The organism is Allobosea sp. NPDC055332, assembly GCF_053645455.1.
Genome location: NZ_JBSHMO010000003.1, coordinates 14,632 through 33,582, shown reverse-complemented (window position 1 = coordinate 33,582; position 18,951 = coordinate 14,632). Strand labels below are relative to the sequence as shown.

Genomic DNA, 18,951 nt, shown 5'->3' with positions numbered 1-18,951 from the left:
GAAGCCGTGGACGACCGCGCCTTCCATGCTCATTCCCGCTCGATGCGGATGACTTGCGGCGCCTCGGCGATGTGACCGTCGGCGCTGACCTTCTCCAGCGCGTCACGGATCGCGTGCTCGCTGGTGGCGTAGGTGATCAGCACGACCGGGACCGGCGCGCCCGAGCGTCCGCCGGGATCGCGCTGGGCGGCGATCTCGGAACGGCGCTGGACGATGCTCTCGAGCGAGATGTCGGCTTCCGCCATGCGGGTCGCGATCGCGGCCGCAGCGCCGGGACGGTCGGCAACGGCGAGGCGGATATAGTAGCCGCCTTCATGGCGCTGCATCGGCGCACGGGTCGGCTGCTCCAGCCGCGCCACCGGCATGCCGAAGGGCTGGCCGGCGGTGCCGCGGGCAACGTCGGCGATGTCGGCGATCACGGCCGAGGCAGTCGGGCCGCCGCCAGCACCAGGACCGACCAGGGTGATCTCGCGGACGGCATCGGCGTCGATGGTGACGGCGTTGGTGACGCCCATCACCTGCGCGATCGCCGACGATTTCGGCACCATGGTCGGGTGCACGCGCTGCTCGATGCCGGTCTTGGTGCGCTCGGCGACGCCGAGCAGCTTGATCCGGTAGCCGAGTTCGTCGGCCATCTTCAGATCGAGGGGCGTGATCGAGGAAATACCTTCGACATGAATCGCTTCGGCGTCGATCTTCGTACCGAAGGCGAGGCTGGTCAGGATGGCGAGCTTGTGCGCGGTATCGAAGCCCTCGACATCGAAGGTCGGGTCCGCTTCGGCATAGCCGAGGCGCTGGGCGTCCTTCAGGCAAGCCTCGAAGGTCAGGCCTTCCAGCTCCATGCGCGAGAGGATGTAATTGCAGGTGCCGTTGAGGATGCCGTAGAGCCGGGTGACGTTGTTGCCCGAGAGCGCCTCGCGCAGCGTCTTCACCACCGGGATGCCGCCGGCCGAGGAGGCCTCGAAAGCGAGCGCTGCTCCGTTGCTCTCGGCGAGCTCGGCGAGCGCGACGCCATGGGCGGCAAGCAGCGCCTTGTTGGCGGTGACGACATGCTTGCCGGCGGAGAGCGCGGTCTCGACCGCCTTTTTGGCCGGCCCGTCAGAGCCGCCGATCAATTCGATCAGACAGTCGATCTCAGGCGAAGCGGCGAGCGCGACGGGATCGTCGAACCAGGTGAAGCCCGAGAGATCGATGCCCCGATCGCGATTGCGGTCGCGAGCCGAGACCGCCGTCACCCGGATCGGCCGGCCGCAGCGGGCGGCGAGCGCGTTCTCCTGGCGCTTCAGAATGCCGGCGACCGCCGCGCCGACTGTTCCCAGGCCGGCAATGCCGACGCGCAGGGGCCTGATCTCGGAGGGAGCAGCGTGCATGGTCATGAGCGGCGGGGTCGCATGAGGCGCGCGGGGAGTCAACGGCGAAGGGGTGGAGGGAACCCCTTCGGAAATGCCGGATTGAGTAGGCAACGAAGAGGTATCGCGATGCTGAAGGTCGGCTCGATCGTCTGGGGCGTGCGCGACGTGCCGCGCGCCATCGCCTTCTGGACGGAGGCACTCGCCTATGAGCCGCTGCGACCGCCCTCACCCGACTGGGCGATCCTGGTGCCGTGCGCAGGCCCCGGCGTGCAGCTCGCGATCACGCAGGTCTCTTCTGAGGCGCCGGATCATCAGCGCCACCATCTCGACCTCTATGCCAGCGATCGCGAAGCCGAGGTCGAGCGCCTGCTGCGCATCGGCGCGAAGCGCGCCGACTGGCGTTATCCCGAGGGCGCCGACTACATCGTGCTGGAAGATCCGGACGGAAACCGCTTCTGCGTCATCGAGAAGTGACGAGGCTCGCCGCCTTCACTCGAAGCGGCAGACGACCTCGGCGGCGAGCTTGTGGACCTTGCCACCCTCGAAACCGAGATAGATGCGCAGGAGCTGGTTGCCGAAGGCCGTGATCTTGATGGTGCGCAGCGCCTCGACGCTGTCGCCATCCGCCTGGGTGGAGTTCTCGTCGACCGGCTTCCAGAACCAGGGTTTTGGCGCCTTGATCACGGTCTGCGCCAGCAGCTGTTCGGCCTCGGCCCGTCCCATGCCGGCCGGGAAATACTTCGCCACGATCTCGGTGGCGTCGCGGCCGCATTCCTTGGCGCGCGAGGCGGTCAGCACCTCGGCGATCAGCGCCGAGTCGGTATCGGTCGTGCGGCCGCGCGAGAAATCATAGGTCGCGAACAGGCAGACCAGCGCGAACAGGCCGAAAACGATCCCGATCAACCGACCTTTCGAGATCATGGTGCGCTCTTCGTCCCTGCTATCCGCCCGGGCGCTTGGGTTCCCATGTTTCGATGGTCCGGTCCAGTGCCGGCGCGCAACACCGCCACCCGTCTTTTCCGGAATGGCTACCCACGCCCTTAAGCGCGCCCTCCCCGTCATGGTCGGGCTTGTCTCGACCATCCACGTCTTCGCTTTACTGATCGAGAGCGGCGTTCAAGACGTGGATGCTCGCCACAAGGGCGAGCATGACGGGCTGGAACAGCGTGATGGTTATCGAGCGGGCCTGCGCCCTACCCCGCCTTCGGCATCTGGATGACGTTGTGCAGGGTCTGGTCGGCGGTCTTCAGGAAGCGGCCGATATTGCGTGCCGCCTGGCGGATGCGCTGCTCGTTCTCGACGATGGCGATGCGGACATAGTCGTCGCCATGCTCGCCAAAGCCGATACCCGGCGCGACTGCGACCTCGGCCTTCTCGATCAGCAGCTTGGAGAACTCCAGCGAGCCGAGATGGCGGAACTTCTCCGGGATCGGCACCCAGGCGAACATCGAGGCCTGCGGCGCCGGAAACTCCCAGCCGGCCTTACCGAAGCTCTCGACCAGCGCATCGCGGCGCTTGCGATAGATCTCGCGCATCTCGCGGATGCAGTCGTCCGGGCCGTTCAGCGCCGCCGCCGCCGCGACCTGGATCGGCGTGTAGGCGCCATAGTCGAGATAGGACTTCACCCGCGCCAGCGCCGCCAGCAGCCGCTCATTGCCGACGGCGAAGCCCATGCGCCAGCCGGCCATGGAGAAGGTCTTCGACATCGAGGTGAACTCGACGGCGACGTCGATCGCGCCTTGCACCTGCAGCATCGAGGGCGGCGGGTCGTTCTCGTCGAAATAGACCTCGGCATAGGCGAGATCGGAAAGCAGGATCAATTCGTGCCGCTTCGCGAAGGCGACGAGATCGCGATAGAAATCGAGCGAGGCGGTATAGGCGGTCGGGTTCGCCGGATAGCAGGTGACGAGCGCGATCGGCTTCGGCACCGAATGCGCCATGGCCCGCTCCACCGCCGGGAAGAAGGCCGGGGTCGGCTCAGCCGGAACCGAGCGGATCACGCCGCCTGCCATCAGGAAGCCGAAGGCGTGGATCGGATAGCTCGGATTGGGCACGAGCACGACGTCGCCCGGGCCGGTGATGGCCTGCGCCATATTGGCGAAGCCTTCCTTCGAGCCGAGGGTGGCGACGACCTGGGTGTCGGGATTGAGCGTCACGCCGAAGCGGCGCTGATAATAATGCGCCTGGGCGCGGCGCAAACCGGCGATGCCCTTCGAGGCGGAATAGCGATCGGTGCGCGGCTTGCCGGCGGTCTCGACCAGCTTTTCGATGACGTGCTTCGGCGCCGGCAGATCGGGATTGCCCATGCCGAGATCGATGATGTCGACGCCCTTGGCGCGCTCGGCGGCCTTGATCTTGTTGACCTGTTCGAAAACGTAGGGCGGCAGGCGTTTGATGCGGTGGAAATCGGTCATTTCGAGAACAGGTCCTTGCGGATCGCTGCGCCGGAGCGCAACAAATCACATTCTTGCGTTGCGATGCCTTACCACCGCAGCTTTCGTCCCGACAGTTCAAAAAACGCAAGATTCAACGAAAGCCGCCGCATGCCACCTTGGAGCAACGCCTCAGGCCGGCGGAATGAAGGGCTGGCTGATCGCCTGGAACGCATCCAGTGCCTCGCAGCGGGCCGAATGTGCCTGCAGGGCCGGATAGTCGCTTAGAACGACGAGATCGGGATGCGCATCGCCGGCGAACCGCAGCGCGCAAGCGAGCGCGATGTCGGCATGGCCGATGCGGTCACCGAACCACCAGTCGCCGCTGCGCTCGGCCCTCTCCCGCTCCAGGGCGGCGAGGACGCCTGTGATCTGGCTGCGGCAGCGCCCGGCCCAGATCTCAGAGACTTGGTCGTGCAGCCGCAATTCGTAGAACAGACTCACTGCCTTCTCGGCCAGCCCCGTCGCCAGCGCGGCGACGCGCAAGGCCCGATGGCGTGCCGGCTCCCGGCGCGGGAACAGGGCGCTTTCGGAAGGAACAAGACTGTCGAGATAGTCGAGCATGGCATGGCTCTCGACCAGCACGAGCCCATCGTCGAGCTCGAGCGTCGGCACGCGAACCAGGGGATTGAGGGGCGCGATCCTGTCGCCGTCGCCGAAGACCGACCAGGGCCGGTGCTCGAAAGGCAACTCGTAGAGCGTCAGCGCGATGCCGACGCGCCGCACGAAAGGCGAATCATACTGGCCGATCAGGATCATCGCTGGCGCTCCGCTGCGGAGCCGTCATTGGAACGGCCGGGGAAGCCTCAGGCAAGCGATCTGCGCTCCGCCGCGCCTGCTCCGTCACTCCTTGGGCAGCGTCGGCGCGACCGGCGGCGGCAGGACCTTGCCGAGATCCTGCGCCTGCGTGCCCGCCGCCTCATTGGAGATTCGCTTGGCGTCGAGCTCCGCCTCGAGCTTCTTGAACTCGTCGACGGTCTTGCGCTTGGCCTCGCGCGAGACGGTGGTGCCGATCGGAATGTACTTCGGATCCTGAGGCCGGGTTTCGGTCACGAACGACTTGGGGTCGCTGGGTTTGGTCGCAAAATCGGTCAGTTCAGCCACGCCGCGCGCGGCTTCGCAGCCACCGAGCAGCGCTCCGGCGAGTACGGCAAGCCCGGCCGCCTTGAGCGAGGTTTGTGTCCGCCTGTCAGCCATCGCCCTGCTTCCGCAAAATTTCTTTGTCACTCATACCGGTTAGGTCCTTAATGGGTCCAAAATAGGGAGTGCAACTCCTGCGTAAGGCTACCGAGGGGAGCGTCATCATGTGTCCGCCTGCTGACGAGAAGGGCAAAGCCGGGCAAAAGCCCGCCGAGACGCCGTTCGCGGAGCTGCCGGCGGTGCCCGACTTCGAGGCGATGGCGCAGAACATGGGCAAGCTGGTCGAGCAGGCCGGCAAGGTGACGGCCGCCTATCTGAAGCCGATCGAGCGGGGCGAAGCCAAGACCGGCCAGGCCGACGAGGCGAGCGAGATGGTCAAGGTGCTCGGCCGTGTCGCCGAGCGCTGGGTCAACGACCCGCAGAAGATCATCGAGGCCCAAGGCGCGCTCACCAGCGACTTCCTCAGCTTGTGGAGCGCGACGCTGAAGCGCCTCGGTGGCGAGCAGGTCGAGCCGGTGATCGCACCGGAGAAGCGCGACGCCCGCTTCGCCGATCCCGAATGGAACACCCACCCGGTCTTCGACTTCGTCAAGCAGGCCTATCTGCTGACCACGCGCTGGGCCGAGAACATGGTCGAGCAGGCCGACGAGCTCGACCCGCATACCCGCGACAAGGCCCGCTTCTATGTGAAGCAGATCGCAGGAGCTCTCTCCCCGTCCAATTTCGTCGCGACCAATCCCGAGCTGCTGCGCGAGACCATGGCGCAGAACGGCGAGAATCTGGTGCGCGGCATGAAGATGCTGGCCGAGGATGTCGAGGCCGGCGGCGGCGAGCTCAAGATCCGGCAGTCAGACGCCGGCGCCTTCCAGATCGGCGTTAACATCGCGACGACGCCCGGCAAGGTCATCTACCGCAACGACATCATCGAGCTGATCCAGTACGCGCCGACGACCGAGACGGTGCTGAAGCGGCCGCTGCTGATCGTGCCGCCCTGGATCAACAAGTTCTATATTCTCGACCTCAACGCCGAGAAGAGCTTCATCCGCTGGTGCGTCGCGCAGGGGCTGACGGTCTTCTGCATCTCCTGGGTCAACCCGGACCACCGGCACGCGCTCAAGGACTTCGAGAGCTATATGCGCGAGGGCATCTTCGCCGCGCTCGAGGCGATCGAAGAGGTGACGGGCGAGAAGCAGGTGTCCTCAATCGGCTACTGCGTCGGCGGCACGCTGCTCGGCGTGACGCTGGCCTATATGGCGGCGGTGAAGGACAAGCGCATCGCCAGCGCGACCTTCTTCACCACGCAGGTCGATTTCAGCCATGCCGGCGAGCTCTCGGTCTTCGTCGACGAGGAGCAGATCCGTTCCGTCGAGGAGCAGATGGCCGAGCGCGGCTATCTCGACGGCGCCCGCATGTCCGGCGCCTTCAACATGCTCAGGCCGAACGACCTGATCTGGTCCTATGCCGTCAACAACTACCTGAAGGGCAAGGCGCCGACGCCGTTCGACCTGCTCTACTGGAATTCGGACTCGACCCGGATGCCGGCGGCGAACCACTCCTTCTACCTGCGCAACTGCTATCTCGAGAACAAGCTGAGCAAGGGCGAGATGCGCGTTGGCGGCAAGCTGCTCGACCTCAGGAAGGTGACGATCCCGGTCTACAATCTCGCGACGCGCGAGGACCACATCGCCCCGGCGAAATCGGTGTTCCTGGGCTCACAGACCTTCGGCGGCCCGGTCGACTACGTCATGGCCGGCTCCGGCCATATCGCCGGCGTCGTCAACCCACCGAACAAGGTCAAGTACCAGTACTGGACCGGCCCGAAGCCGGAAGGCGCTTTCGATGATTGGGTCAGGAAAACCGAAGAGCATCCGGGCTCCTGGTGGCCGCATTGGCTCGCCTGGCTGGAGAAGCAGGCGCCCAAGCGGGTCAAGCCGCGCATTCCCGGTGAAGGCCCCCTGCCCGCGCTCGAGGATGCGCCGGGCAGCTATGTGAAGATCAAGGCTTAGTTGGTAGGCGCCGGCCGCGGGCCGGTCCGCGTTCCCGGCATTCGGCGACCGGGCCGTTTGCCCAGGCACCGGCGAGACGATCCATTCACCTCAAATAAAAGAGCCGGCCCGAAGGCCGGCTCTTTCGTCATCGCCGAAGCGTCGATCAGTTTTTGCGAACGACCGGGCGAACCGGGATCGTCTCCGTCGGATTGTCCCAGCGATAGGTCAGGCCGGCCGAGACGATGTGGATATAGGGCTTGGCCTCGGCCGTGTAGAACACCGCCTGCTGCTGCGGATGGGCACCGGTATAGTCCACCGAGGCCTTCTTCACGTGGATGTAGGTGTAGCCGAGGTCAAGCTTCAGCTTGTCCGTGAGCTGATAGCTGCCACCGGCCGAGAGCCAGAGCCGATCATTGTCGGAGATGAAGATCGTCCGGTTGTGATCGTTGACCGCGGAAAGCTCGTAGCCGACACCGGCACGCAGGGTCAGGTCGCGATTGTACTTGTACTCGGCGCCGGCCGAGAAGAACCAGGCGTCGTCATACTGGAAGTTCAGGCTGGTGACCGGCTGGCCGCTGAGCTTGCTGACGATCGGGATATTGCGGAAGCGGCTCCAGTTCGTCCATTCGACACCGGCGTGGACCTGCCACTGCTCGTTGATCTCCTGCGAGACACCGAACACGACCGAGTCGGGCAGGTTGAGATTGGCCTTGACCGGGACGACGCCGAGCGGCGTGCGGAAGGTGCCGTCCAGCGTCTGCCGCACCGCCGAGCGATAGGCGATGCCGATATTGGTGCCCTTCCACGGGGTCAGGTTGACACCGAAGCGATAGCCGAGGTCGATCGTGTCGCCCTCGATGATCACCGGCGCAGCGGTCGGAGCGACGCCGGATGCGGTCTTCAGAGCAGCGTTCAGCCACTGGACCTGCACGGCCGCACCAACCGAGATCCAGTCATTGACCTGATAACCGATGGTCGGCGAGACGTTGACCGTCGCGACCTTGGCGGAACGGCCATAGACCTGCGCGGCATGCACCTGGTTCTCCGGCTTCGAACGCAGCCCGTAGGGCGCGCCGGTGGTCAGGCCGATCCAGAAGCGGTCGGTGAGCTGCCAGGCCGAGTAGGAGGCCGGGATGAAGGCGCCGTCGCCGCCGATATTGCCGGTGCCGTTCTGCACCGGGCTGGCCGGACCGTTGGGCGCACCGAGCCGGGTCACCGAGGTCGGATCATAGCTCGCATTCGCGTTGATATAGGTGAAGTTCCACTGGCTGTTGCGGCCGGGGAACATCGTGATCGTCGCCGGGTTCCAGGCCATCGAGCCCATGCCGATGCCGCCCGAGGCGGCGCCCGCATACGCCATGCCGAGACCTTCGGCGCTCTGACCGGAGCGGATCGCGAACGAGCTCGCCGAAGCTGCGCCAGCCGCGAGCAGCGCCGAAAGCGAGACGGTGGCGGCGGCGGTGAATTTCAGGAGGCTCTTCATCGCGGCGTCTTCCCCAGGCTGAGGTTCTTGTTGTGGCGGTTGCGGCGAAGCGTGCCGCGGGAATCTGCCAACACCATGCCGCCAGCTTGTTTCCGCCGCAATCCCGCCCAGATCGCCTTCAAATCGCCCTGCTAGGCGAGTTGCCGGCAGCAGCATCGCCAAAAACGCGCAAAAACGGCGCGTTTCGCGCGTCTTGCCCGGAAGCTGGCGCGGAAAAGATGGTTTACATGCGAACTATCGTGGATTTTGCCATTGTGCGTCGCAACATAGGCTTTTCCACCGGCTCGAGCCGACAACGCTGTTTAGCGGGGACCGTTGCACAAGCGCCACAACTCCCGGCATGCCCGCAGGCATGGCATGCGTCCTGGCGGGCTTGCATCAGAACGGCACTCCGCACAGGATCGCCGCGACCTCAGGTCCTTGTTCACGCACCTGTTTGAAACGATTGAAAAGGGGGAAACGACGTGAAATTGGTTCGTTACGGCGCATTCGGCCAGGAGAAGCCCGGCCTCGTCGACGCCGCCGGCAAGCTCCGCGATCTTTCGGCCCATGTCTCCGACATCGCCGGGGCCGCCTTGAAGTCGGCCTCGCTCGCCAAGCTGAAGGCGCTCTCTCCCGAATCACTGCCGCTGGTCGATGGTTCGGCGCGGATCGGCGCCTGTGTCGGCGACGTCCGCAACTTCATCGCCGTCGGGCTCAACTTCGCCGACCATGCCGCCGAGACCGGCGCCGCGATCCCGGCCGAGCCGATCCTGTTCAACAAGGCGCCGAACTGCATCGTCGGCCCCAATGACGACGTGATCATCCCGAAGAACTCGAAGAAGACCGACTGGGAGGTCGAGCTCGCCATCGTGATCGGCGATGGCGGCTCCTATATCGCCGAGAAGGACGCAATGGCGGCGATCGCCGGCTTCTGCGTCTGCAACGACGTCTCCGAGCGCGAATTCCAGACCGAGCGCGGCGGGCAATGGGCCAAGGGCAAGGGCTGCCCGACCTTCGGCCCGCTCGGCCCCTGGCTGGTGACGCCGGACGAGATCGCCGACGTGCAGAACCTGGCGATGTGGCTCGAGGTCGATGGCGAGCGCGTCCAGAACGGCTCGACCAAGACGATGATCTTCGGCGCCGCCTATCTCGTCCACTATATCAGCCAGTTCATGCGGCTGGATCCGGGTGATGTCATCACCACCGGCACGCCGCCCGGTGTCGGCCTCGGCTTCAAGCCGCCGCGCTTCCTCAAGGGTGGCGAGACCGTGGCGCTCGGCATCGAGGGCCTGGGGACGCAAAAGCAGCTCTTCAAGCCTTACGCCGCCTGATTCAAAATGCGCTGCCGGGGATCGTTCGACCTCAACCCCGGCAGCGCCGACCGCCTTGACCTGACAAGGCTGCCTCAGTCTCGGATACGCCCGTTCGGGCTCGGAAACGCGATCACCTGCGCCGACATGGTTGTCCGCATGCCGGGTATTGCGAGCTGGCTTCCCAGCTCGCCTTGGTCGGAGCCCCCCAGCCCCTGCTCCGCCGATCGCTCGGTCACGGCGGCAGCTGCACGCTCGCGTTCCAATCTGCGCCGGCTGCGCGCCAGACGCACGCCCAACGTATCGAATCCCGGCATCGAATCGCCCCCGCTCTAGCCGCTGAACTCAGCTATGAGCGCGAGCACAGCCGGCTGCATCCCCCATTTGGGGGGTGCAGCCGCTGTTTCATTGCCGCCTACGGGCGTCGATGCGGCTGAGGAGGCAGGATGTGAACGGCTGTCAACATTCCGGCAGGCCGAGCATCAGCCGGATGTTCTGGACGGCGGCGCCGGACGCGCCCTTGCCGAGATTGTCGAGCCGGGCGACGAGCACGGCCTGGCCAAGATCGGCGTTGCCGTAGACGCGCAGCTCGAGCTTGTTGGTATCGTTCAGCGCCTCCGGCTCAAGCTTGCCGCCAGCCTCCGCCGGCAGGACGCTGACAAAGGTCGAGCCGGCATAGCGCTCGGCCAGCGCCGTTTCGAGATCGGCGGGCTTGGGCTTACCGGGCAGCGTGTCGAGGTGCAGCGGAATCGAGACCAGCATGCCCTGCCGGAAATTACCGACCGAGGGCACGAAGATCGGCCGCCGCTCCAGCCGCGAATAGACCTGCAGCTCGGGCAAATGCTTGTGCTTGAGGCCGAGACCATAGAGCTCGAAATCGGGCGCGGTGCCGGCCTCATAGGCCTCGATCATGCTCTTGCCGCCGCCGGAATAGCCGGAGACCGCATTAACGGTGATGGGATAGTCCGCCGGCAGCAGCCCGGCATCGACGAGCGGGCGCAGCAGCGCGATGCCGCCGGTCGGATAGCAGCCGGGATTGGCGACGCGGTTGGCGTTGGCGACCTTCTGGGCGAAGCCCCGCTCGAGCTCGGCGAAGCCATAGGTCCAGTCCGGCGCGACGCGATGCGCGGTCGAGGCATCGACGATCTTGGGCGCGTTGCTGCCGAGTTCGTCCGCGAGCGCCACGGATTCCTTGGCGGCATCGTCAGGCAGACAGAGCACGACGAGATCGACGCGGGCCATCATGTCCTTGCGGGCGGCAGGATCCTTGCGCTTGTCGGGATCGATGCTCTTGACCACGACCTCCGGCACATCGGCGAGACGCTCGCGGATACCGAGCCCAGTGGTGCCGGCTTCGCCGTCGATGAAGATGGATTTCAGGTTCTGGCTCATCGGACCCTCGCAAGGCGTCTGGTGGAAGCGGGCGGAACTGGTTGGCTGGCTTTGGAATTCGCCCTTGTCGCAAAACCGGACTTCACTTTTGCGACGGGCATAAAAAAACCGCGCTCCAGGCGCGGTCGCGGGCGTTCGGACTAGAAGCCGAGCGTCATCGCGGGCGCGCCGGGGCGGCCTGTTCGGTGCGACGTCGGGTCGGGTTCACGGTCATGGGGCGTATATGTTCCGGGCAGGGGCGGCTGTCAATGAGCTGTACCTAATCGTCGGCACGCCCTCTGCGTCATGGTCGGGCTTGTCCCGACCATCCACGTGTTTGCTTCGCGGATGGAGCGCGGTGTCCAAAACGTGGATGCTCGCCACAAGGGCGAGCATGACGGCGGTGGATGCCGCAGCGTTCAGAATCACCTGGCAGCCGAAGCTGCCATCGCGATTCAACCCGCCTTCTTCAGCGCCAGCGCCTGCAGATAATGCTGCGCCACTGCCGCACCGGCGATCGCGGTCGCGTCGGCATGATCGTAAGGCGGCGAGACCTCGACGATGTCAATGCCGCGGAAATCGAGCTCGCGGATCGCCCAGACCATCCGCAGCGCCTCGGCCGAGGAGAAGCCGCCGGAAACCGGGGTTCCGGTACCCGGCGCGAAGGCGGGATCGAGCGCGTCGATGTCGAAGGTGAGATAGGCCGGTCCCTGCCCGACACGCTCCTTGATCCGCGCCGCGATGCCATCGACGCCGAGCGCATGGGCCTGATAGGCATCGATCACCATGATCCCGCAATCGCGCGGCGCGACGGTGCGGATGCCGACCTGGATCGAGCGCTCGGTGTCGATCAGTCCCTCGCGCACCGCCTCGAGCACGAAGGTGCCGTGGCTGATCGCGCCGACGCCGTCATCCCAGGTGTCCTGATGCGCGTCGAACTGGACGATGGCGAGCTTGCCATGGCGGGCGACATGCGCACGCAGCAGCGGCAGCGTGATGAAATGGTCGCCGCCGAGGGTGACGAGCTGGGCGCCGCTGGCGATGATCGCAGCCGCCTCGCTCTCGATCGCCCGGGCGCAGCCCTGCAAGTCGCTGCGCGGCAAGAGGCAATCGCCATAGTCGACCACTGCGAGCGTCTCGAACGGGTCGATGCGCGAGGGGTATTGCGCATCGCCATCGAAGATCGCGCTGACGCGGCGCATCGCCTGCGGCCCGAAGCGGGTGCCAGGCCGGTTCGAGACGGCAAGGTCGAAGGGCACGCCCCAGACCACGGCATCGCAGCCAGTGACGTCCTTGCTGTAGCGGCGGCGCATGAAGGAGAGCGCGCCGGCATAGGTCGGGTCGTGGGCCGGGCCCTTGCGGTCGCCGGTGAAGGCGTGGTCGATCGGCGGGTTCTGCGTGGGTTCGGTCATGTCGAAAAATCCGTCGGAAAGTCAGCGCCGGCCGTTGAGCCAGACATAGAGGCACCAGGGCAGGATCAGGGCGAGCCCGGTCAGGACGAGCCGCAGCGTCGTCCAGGCGACCGGGTATTGCAGCGCCCTGCCGTCGAGCTCCGGCACGCCGTGGATCAGGCCGAGCGCGAAGGCCGGCGCCAGGAAGACGATCAACGCGTTGACGATGCGCTTGCCGCGCAGCAGGTCGCTGCGCGCCAGCGCCAGCAGGGCCGGCACTGCGACCATGCCGAAGGCGATCAGGACGAGCAGGACGCGCATGGCGGCTTCCGGTTGAACAGGGCGGCAGCCGATTTAGCACGCCCGGGCCGCGGCTCCAGCCGTCCGCGGCTGTTCTCGCAGCCGATTCTGTCGTTTGAGCCCCGGAGCGGGCTATCGCCCACCACCGACCCGGATGATCGAGCCGACCATGTAGGACGCGGCCTCGGAGAGCGCGAACAGCACGGCTTCGGCGATCTCCTCCGGTTCGGCGACGCGCTTCAGCGGGATCGTCGGCGCGATCCGGTCGACGCGGCCGGCATCGCCGGTCGAGAGCGCGTGGATATCGGTCTGCGTCATGCCCGGCGCGACCGCGTTGACGCGGATGCCGGCGGGCGCGAGCTCGATCGCGAGGCCAATGGTCATGGAATCGACCGCGGCCTTCGAGGCCGCGTACCAGACGTATTCGTTGGGCGAGCCGAGCCCGGCGGCGATCGAGGAGATGTTGACGATGGCGCGGTTCTTCGCGCCCTCATTGGCGAGCAGGGTCTGGGCTGCCTCGCGCGCCACCAGGATCGCGCCGGTGACGTTGAGATCGATGCAGGCGCGGATGACCTGCGGGTCCGATTTGGCGAGCGGGCTGCTCTTGCCGGTGATGGCGGCATTGTTGACCACCGCGGTCAGCGGCCCGAGCGCCGCCTTGGCCTGCGCGAAGACGCGGGCGATATCGGCGGGGCTCGCCATGTCGCCCTGGATCGCGACCGCCCTCGCCCCTGCCCGCCCGCAGGACGCGACGACATCGGCCGCCGCCTGCGCATTGCCCTGGTAATTGACGGCGACGTCATAGCCGCGCTCGGCGGCGAAACGGCAGATCGCGGCGCCGATGCCGCGGCTGCCGCCGGTGACGAGGAGGACGGGACGGTCGGACATGCGGACGGCTTTCCTATGACATCAATTCGGAATGGATGGCGGCCGGACTCAGGCGCTGCTGGCGATCGCCTCGATCTTCTCGAGCCCGCCCAGCTTCGGCGCGAAGGAGGCCCAGACCTTGCGCGCGCCGGCTTCCCAGCCGGGGCGGTCCTCCGGCTGCACGACCTTGCCGCCCTCGGCCTTCGCCTTGGCCATCGAGGCATCCTCGTCGGCGATAATGAGATCGTCGAAATAGCCCGCGCCTTCCGCAGCTGCGGCCGCGAAGGCTGCCTTGTCCTCAGGCGAAAGGCCCTTCCAGAAGCTGGCCGAGACCGCCACCACACCGGAGGCCCAGATATGGCCGGTCTCGATCAGATAGGGCACGACCTCGTGCAGCTTGAAGCCGACATAGGCGGACTTGGTCAGGTCCATGCAGTCGACGACGCCAGTCTTCAGCGCGTTGTAGGTCTCCGGGATCGGGATCGGCGTCGGGTAGGCGCCAAAGCCGGACCAGAGCTCGGTGTGCAGCGGGCTCTGGATGACGCGGATGCGCTTGCCCTTGACGCTGGCCGGCGTGGTCAGCGGCTCCTTGGCGAGGAGATGACGGGCGCCGTAATTGATGAATCCGAGCACGACGAAGCCCTGCGCCTCGTATTTGCGCTTCAGCTCCTCGCCGAGCGGGCCGGCCAGAACGCGCTTCAGATGCCCGCGGTCCCGGAACAGGAACGGCAGATCGAGGATCTGCCCGTCCGGCACCCAGGACGACAGCGCCGAGATCGTGAACAGCGAGGCCTGGACCGAGCCGAGCCGCAGACCCTCGGCCACCTCCTTCTCGCCGCCGAGCGCGGCATTGGGCACGACGCGCAGGTCGAAGCGGCCGGGAGCAGTCTGCGACAGCTTCTCGGTGACGCGGCGCCAGATCCGGGTTTCCGGCTTGTCCTCGCCGAGCAGCGAGGCGACCGTGACCGGCCGGCCTGCGGCGAAGGCGCGGCCCGACAGGATGGCTGGTGCCGCGATCGAGGCGGCAGCGAAGGCGCGGCGGGTCAAAGCCATCGGAACAACTCCTTGAAGGCAACAGGTAGCGACGGCCAGGCCGCCACCGCAAGGCAGAGGATGAAGAGCGCGACGAGAAGGCTCGCCAGCAGGGGCAGCACCGCGCGGAAGACCGCGGCCGGCGACAATCGCATGATGCCGCTGACGACATAGACGAGGATGCCGAGCGGCGGCGTCAGCCCGTGGATCATCAGGTTGACCACCAGCACGACGCCGAACTGGATCGGGTCGAGGCCGGCGGCGATGGCGGCTGGCAGCAGCAGCGGCGCCAGCAGGAGGATCGCCGCGCCGATATCGAGGAAGAGGCCCGCGACCAGCAGGACGAGGTTGGAGAGCAGCATCACCGCGAGCGGCCCGCCGCCCAGCGCCGTCACCAACCCGGCCATCTGCTCGGAGACACGGTCGACCGCGAGCAGGAAGGCGAAGGGCGCGGAAGCGCCGATCAGCAGCCCGACCGCCGCGGCCTCCCCCGCCGCCTTGCGCAAGGAGGCCAGCGCGGTGCCGCCGTTCAGGCTGCGCAGCAGCAGGCAGGCGACGACAGCGTAGGCAACCGCGAGCGCCGAGGCTTCCGTCACCGTGACCACCCCGAAGCGGATGCCGACCACGACGACGATGCCAAGCCCGATCGCCGGGAGTGCGCCAACGAAGGACCGCGCCCGCTCCGCACCGCTGGCACGGGGGGCGGAATCGACGACGCTGCGCACGCTGAGATGGATGCCGATGGCGAGCGCCATCGTCAGCACCGCACCCGCGACGAAGCCGCCGACCAGCAGCGACCCGACCGAGAGATTGGTCGCGGCCGCCAGGATCAGGAAGGCGATCGAGGGCGGGATGATGTTGTCGAGCATCGAGACGCCGGCGACGATCGCCGCCGCATTGGCTGGCGGATAGCCGCGCGCGACCAGCGCCGGGGCCATCACCTTGGCGCCGAAGGCGGCGTTGGCAACCGAGGAACCTGAGGCACCGGAGAACAGCACGCTCGCGACCAGCGCCGTCTGCGCCAGCCCGGCCCGGAAATGCCCGACCAGCGCCGCAGCGAAGCGCACCAACCGCTCGGCGAGACCGCCGGCAGTCAAAAGTTCGCCGGCGAGCAGGAAGAACGGGATCGCCAGCAGCAAGAATTTCGAGACGCCCGCCACCGTGTTCTGGACGATGGCCGGCTCGGGCAGCAGGCCGCCGAAGGCGCCCGAGAGTGAAACGCCGGCGATGAGTGCGAAAGGCAGAGGCGCGCCGAGCAGGAGTCCTGCCCCCGCGGCCAGCCCGGCGATGAGGCTCGGCGTTCCGACGAAGAGGCCTGACGCGCTGTTTGCGAGCACATAGAGACCCGTCCCGAGCAGCAGCGCGGCGAGCGCCGCCGGCCAGGATTGCGCCAGCGCCGCCCGCCAGAGCACAAGGACGAGCGTCAGCCCGCCGCCGATGGCGAAGATCGCGAAGCGCAGGCTCTCCGGCAGGCCGAGTACGGTCGAAGTACCGCCGACCAGCGCCGCGACGCTGGCGCCGCCGAGCGCCAGCACCAGCGCGCCATGGACGGCGATCGCCTCGGCCAGGACAGCGGCAATGCGCCGGCCTGGCGCAGGCAGCAGGTTGACGACGACATCGAGCCGCATGGCGAGCGCGCTCGTCGCCGCGAGCGGTGCGCCGACCGCGACCAGCGCGACATTGAGCCAGATGGCGAGCTCGTCCGACCAGACGAGGCCGTCGCCGAACAGGTAGCGACGGGTGACCGCCGCCATCACCACGAGGAAGAGCACAGCGAGGATCGCCGCACCCAGCCATTCGAGGCAAGCCACGAGCGCGGCGAGCCCGCATCCACCCAGCGGCCCAGCGGATGGTCGAGTCGGCGCAGCGGTCACAGCAGCGCCCTGCACCACATCAGCGCAGTGGCGAGAAATGCGTCGGCCGCAGGATCCGGCTGCGCATCTCGAGCACGTAGGGAGCCGCCTTGGCGCGGAAGACCTGCCAGCGCGGATCGGCCTCCATCGCAGCGCGCCGGCGCTCGCGATCGCCGGCATCCTCGAAGCGCCACATATGCACGACCTCGTTGACCACCCCCGTATCGGTGGTGAACCAGCCGATCAGATGGCCGAGATGGGAGATCTGCAGCTCCATCCCCTCGGCGACGTAGAGATCGAGATAGTCGCGCACATGCGCGGGCTTGATGGCGTAGGTGCGCTCGTCGAGGATCATCGTGCCCCCTTCATGGCAGAACGGCTAAGCCGGGCAGCGGCCGAGCGATCAGATAGCCGTCTTCGCGCCAAAGCCCAACCGGCATGACTCCGGCCCTGGCTGCGATCGCTGCATGACGGAGGTCGTCATCGGCCGGCGGCCAGCCCTCCACGACAGGAGCAGCGCGCGCAAACAGCCTAGCGGAGAAGAATGAGCTGCGATCCCGGCCCGGAAGAACAGCATCTTGTTTTTTGCCGACCGAAGGCTCAGCCGCCGCGCAGATAGAGATCGCTCCCGGCCTCGCCGCGATAGCCCTGCGCGGCGAGCGCAAATCCGGCCCGCCGCAGCAGGTGCACCGAGGCGCCGTTGGCCGGGTCGACCGTCGCCCTGACCGGCGCGATGCCGCGCTCCCCAGCGAAAGCGACGAGGCCGGCGAGCAATTCCCTGCCCAGCCCCCTGCCCCAGCTGGCGCGGCGGAGGCCATAGATCACTTCTTCCGTGCCATCGCCCGGCCGGGCGAAGCCGGCCCAGCCGATCAGCTCGCCGCTGGCGCGCTCGACCACGGCGCCGGTGCCATAGCCGAAACGTTCGAGATTGGCCGCCGAGCGCTCAATCCAGAGCGCCGCGACATCCGGCGCGAGCGGCTGCCCGTCGTCGACGAAGCGATGCACGTCCGGATCGGCGAAGAGCGCGACGAGCAAGGGCCCGTCGGCAATCACGAAGGGGCGCACGGCGAGACGCGCCGTCACGAGCTGGGAAGCGTGGATCATGTGCCCGACTGACAGGTGGCGCGACCGGAATCGGGCAGGAGCGGAGGTCCCGAACGGACGAGGTCCGAGCTCGGCCGGAGACCCGCGGCTATTCCTCTTCGGAACTGTAAGGTCGCTCGGGACGGGAGGGCCGCTGCCCGGCCTGGCGGTCATAGCGGCGCTCGCGGTCGCGATCCTGCGTCATCACGCAGTTGGCGTAGGCGTCGGTGCCGCGCTGGAAGCCATAGGCGTCGCAGCGCGAACGGTCCTGGACGATCGGGTCCGGCGTGCTCGCGCAAGCACTGAGCGCCAGGGTGAGAGCAGATGCGGCGATGATCCTCATGGCGCGAGGATGAAAGCGGCGCATGGCTGCTTTGCGGCGACAATCCGGCGGGGATGGGGAGACAGCTGCGCCGGCTCAGGTCGTCAGCGCACGGTATCCTCGGCTGCGCTTTCGAGAATCCTGACAGTCTCTTCCAGGCTTTCCTTCACGCCGAGCTGGAAGTCCTTGCGGAAGCCGATGATGGTGTCGGGCGGCTGGCCCTTGAAGGTGTAGACGACGCTGACCTGATCGGGATTGACGTAGACGGGCTTGCCGTCGCTGGGCGACGTGAACTTGCAGAGCTTGGGCATGCGACGTGTCTCCGGAACGGTCCGAGCGATTCAATCATCACAGCCTAGCGCGCTTTCCGTTCGATCGCAGACGATCGAACGAAAAGAATTCGCGCAGAATCAAAAGCTGAGCATGTTCCGATCGCAACAGTGGTGCCCACTTTTGCGTAACATGCTTTGCAAAGGCGCAGGCCTCGCCACAGCCGTGGCGAGGCCTGCGCAAGGACCATAGCGTATGATCAGCGCGCGATACGGGCGCGCCCGCCGCAGAAGCGCTGCTCCACCGCGCGCTCATAGCCGAGCTCGCGGTCATAGACCATGACGGTGCGGGTCAGGCAGTCGCCCTCCTGCACCAGCCCGGTGTTGATGAGGCGGCCATTGGGATCGGCGACGACGGTCGGACCGCAGGCCGCTGCCGCGGACGCAAGGCCGAGGGCGACGATGAACTTCGCAGTACGGGTCATATCAGCCTCTCACATGTAGAGGCCGCGGCCACAGCGGCGCACGCGCCGGTGCTCGTAGTAGCCGGTATAGCGGTTGAACACCCGCACGGTCTTGTAGAGGCAGTATTTGCCGTCGTTGCGACCGTCGTAATAGGTCCGGCCGGTGTCGAGATCGACCCCGAGGAATTCATCCTTGCCCTTCTTGCCCTGGGCGAAGGCCGGAGCCGCCGCGAGGCTGAGAGCAGCGAACCCTGCTGCGGCGATGGCTATCTTGAGCATGGCAGTTCTCCTGTCTTGCGGCGGAAATATGTC

21 protein-coding genes are annotated in these 18,951 nt (G+C 66.8%); 3 read left to right on the top strand and 18 right to left on the bottom strand.

All coding sequences use genetic code 11. The features are described from left to right. Positions 1 to 29 precede the first annotated feature (29 nt). Complete coding sequence (locus ACWIGM_RS16500; protein WP_454028010.1) at positions 30 to 1,370, bottom strand: homoserine dehydrogenase; 1,341 nt, start codon at positions 1,368 to 1,370, stop codon at positions 30 to 32. Positions 1,371 to 1,478: 108 nt separating this feature from the next. Between ACWIGM_RS16500 and ACWIGM_RS16495 the strand changes: the two genes are divergently transcribed. Continuing rightward, positions 1,479 to 1,826, top strand: coding sequence for a VOC family protein (locus ACWIGM_RS16495; RefSeq protein WP_454027050.1), 348 nt, complete (start codon positions 1,479 to 1,481; stop codon positions 1,824 to 1,826). A 15-nt stretch (positions 1,827 to 1,841) separates the two neighbouring features. Here ACWIGM_RS16495 and ACWIGM_RS16490 read toward each other — a convergent pair whose 3' ends face one another. The 4 genes from ACWIGM_RS16490 to ACWIGM_RS16475 all read right to left on the bottom strand — a co-directional run bounded on the left by ACWIGM_RS16490 (position 1,842) and on the right by ACWIGM_RS16475 (position 4,981). Continuing rightward, complete coding sequence (locus tag ACWIGM_RS16490; protein ID WP_454027049.1) at positions 1,842 to 2,273, bottom strand: hypothetical protein; 432 nt, start codon at positions 2,271 to 2,273, stop codon at positions 1,842 to 1,844. A gap of 272 nt (positions 2,274 to 2,545) precedes the next feature. After that, positions 2,546 to 3,766, bottom strand: coding sequence for an LL-diaminopimelate aminotransferase (locus ACWIGM_RS16485; RefSeq protein ID WP_454027048.1), 1,221 nt, complete (start codon positions 3,764 to 3,766; stop codon positions 2,546 to 2,548). Between the two features lie 150 nt (positions 3,767 to 3,916). Next, positions 3,917 to 4,543 carry a glutathione S-transferase family protein gene (locus ACWIGM_RS16480; RefSeq protein WP_454027047.1) on the bottom strand — a complete coding sequence of 209 codons (627 nt, stop codon included), beginning with the start codon at positions 4,541 to 4,543 and terminating at the stop codon, positions 3,917 to 3,919. Between the two features lie 84 nt (positions 4,544 to 4,627). Next, positions 4,628 to 4,981: a hypothetical protein gene (locus tag ACWIGM_RS16475; protein ID WP_454027046.1), complete on the bottom strand. Its 354-nt coding sequence runs from the start codon at positions 4,979 to 4,981 to the stop codon at positions 4,628 to 4,630. A 200-nt stretch (positions 4,982 to 5,181) separates the two neighbouring features. Here ACWIGM_RS16475 and ACWIGM_RS16470 point away from each other — a divergent pair, with 200 nt between their 5' ends. Beyond that, entirely contained in the window at positions 5,182 to 6,930 is a 1,749-nt protein-coding gene (locus ACWIGM_RS16470; RefSeq protein WP_454028009.1) for a PHA/PHB synthase family protein, read from the top strand. A gap of 145 nt (positions 6,931 to 7,075) precedes the next feature. On the opposite strand, the gene ACWIGM_RS16465 is transcribed toward ACWIGM_RS16470, so the two are convergent. Then, positions 7,076 to 8,395: an OmpP1/FadL family transporter gene (locus ACWIGM_RS16465; protein ID WP_454027045.1), complete on the bottom strand. Its 1,320-nt coding sequence runs from the start codon at positions 8,393 to 8,395 to the stop codon at positions 7,076 to 7,078. A gap of 464 nt (positions 8,396 to 8,859) precedes the next feature. On the opposite strand from ACWIGM_RS16465, the gene ACWIGM_RS16460 reads away from it, so the two are divergent. Then, the gene (locus ACWIGM_RS16460; protein WP_454027044.1) at positions 8,860 to 9,708 is read left to right on the top strand and encodes a fumarylacetoacetate hydrolase family protein; all 849 of its coding nucleotides are present in this window, start codon (positions 8,860 to 8,862) and stop codon (positions 9,706 to 9,708) included. A gap of 438 nt (positions 9,709 to 10,146) precedes the next feature. Here the strand turns inward: ACWIGM_RS16460 and argC are convergent, their stop codons facing one another. From argC to ACWIGM_RS16400, 12 genes are all read right to left on the bottom strand, one after another. Next, positions 10,147 to 11,079 carry an N-acetyl-gamma-glutamyl-phosphate reductase gene (argC, locus tag ACWIGM_RS16455; protein ID WP_454027043.1) on the bottom strand — a complete coding sequence of 311 codons (933 nt, stop codon included), beginning with the start codon at positions 11,077 to 11,079 and terminating at the stop codon, positions 10,147 to 10,149. A gap of 434 nt (positions 11,080 to 11,513) precedes the next feature. Continuing rightward, positions 11,514 to 12,470: an agmatinase gene (speB, locus tag ACWIGM_RS16450; RefSeq protein WP_454027042.1), complete on the bottom strand. Its 957-nt coding sequence runs from the start codon at positions 12,468 to 12,470 to the stop codon at positions 11,514 to 11,516. 21 nt (positions 12,471 to 12,491) lie between these two features. Continuing rightward, the gene (locus ACWIGM_RS16445; RefSeq protein WP_454027041.1) at positions 12,492 to 12,770 is read right to left on the bottom strand and encodes a hypothetical protein; all 279 of its coding nucleotides are present in this window, start codon (positions 12,768 to 12,770) and stop codon (positions 12,492 to 12,494) included. 111 nt (positions 12,771 to 12,881) lie between these two features. After that, positions 12,882 to 13,637: an SDR family oxidoreductase gene (locus tag ACWIGM_RS16440; RefSeq protein ID WP_454027040.1), complete on the bottom strand. Its 756-nt coding sequence runs from the start codon at positions 13,635 to 13,637 to the stop codon at positions 12,882 to 12,884. Positions 13,638 to 13,685: 48 nt separating this feature from the next. After that, positions 13,686 to 14,669: a TRAP transporter substrate-binding protein gene (locus tag ACWIGM_RS16435; protein ID WP_454027039.1), complete on the bottom strand. Its 984-nt coding sequence runs from the start codon at positions 14,667 to 14,669 to the stop codon at positions 13,686 to 13,688. After that, entirely contained in the window at positions 14,660 to 16,522 is a 1,863-nt protein-coding gene (locus ACWIGM_RS16430; RefSeq protein WP_454027038.1) for a TRAP transporter large permease, read from the bottom strand. Before ACWIGM_RS16430 ends, ACWIGM_RS16435 begins: the two co-directional genes overlap by 10 nt. A 19-nt stretch (positions 16,523 to 16,541) precedes the next feature. After that, positions 16,542 to 16,856, bottom strand: coding sequence for an NIPSNAP family protein (locus tag ACWIGM_RS16425; protein ID WP_057192325.1), 315 nt, complete (start codon positions 16,854 to 16,856; stop codon positions 16,542 to 16,544). Positions 16,857 to 17,101: 245 nt separating this feature from the next. Next, positions 17,102 to 17,605, bottom strand: coding sequence for a GNAT family N-acetyltransferase (locus ACWIGM_RS16420; RefSeq protein WP_454027037.1), 504 nt, complete (start codon positions 17,603 to 17,605; stop codon positions 17,102 to 17,104). An 88-nt stretch (positions 17,606 to 17,693) separates the two neighbouring features. After that, positions 17,694 to 17,927: a hypothetical protein gene (locus ACWIGM_RS16415; protein ID WP_454027036.1), complete on the bottom strand. Its 234-nt coding sequence runs from the start codon at positions 17,925 to 17,927 to the stop codon at positions 17,694 to 17,696. A gap of 83 nt (positions 17,928 to 18,010) precedes the next feature. After that, entirely contained in the window at positions 18,011 to 18,217 is a 207-nt protein-coding gene (locus ACWIGM_RS16410; RefSeq protein ID WP_454027035.1) for a hypothetical protein, read from the bottom strand. Between the two features lie 218 nt (positions 18,218 to 18,435). After that, positions 18,436 to 18,660, bottom strand: coding sequence for a hypothetical protein (locus ACWIGM_RS16405; protein ID WP_454027034.1), 225 nt, complete (start codon positions 18,658 to 18,660; stop codon positions 18,436 to 18,438). Between the two features lie 9 nt (positions 18,661 to 18,669). Beyond that, positions 18,670 to 18,918, bottom strand: coding sequence for a hypothetical protein (locus ACWIGM_RS16400; RefSeq protein ID WP_092157061.1), 249 nt, complete (start codon positions 18,916 to 18,918; stop codon positions 18,670 to 18,672). Between the last annotated feature and the right edge of the window lie 33 nt (positions 18,919 to 18,951).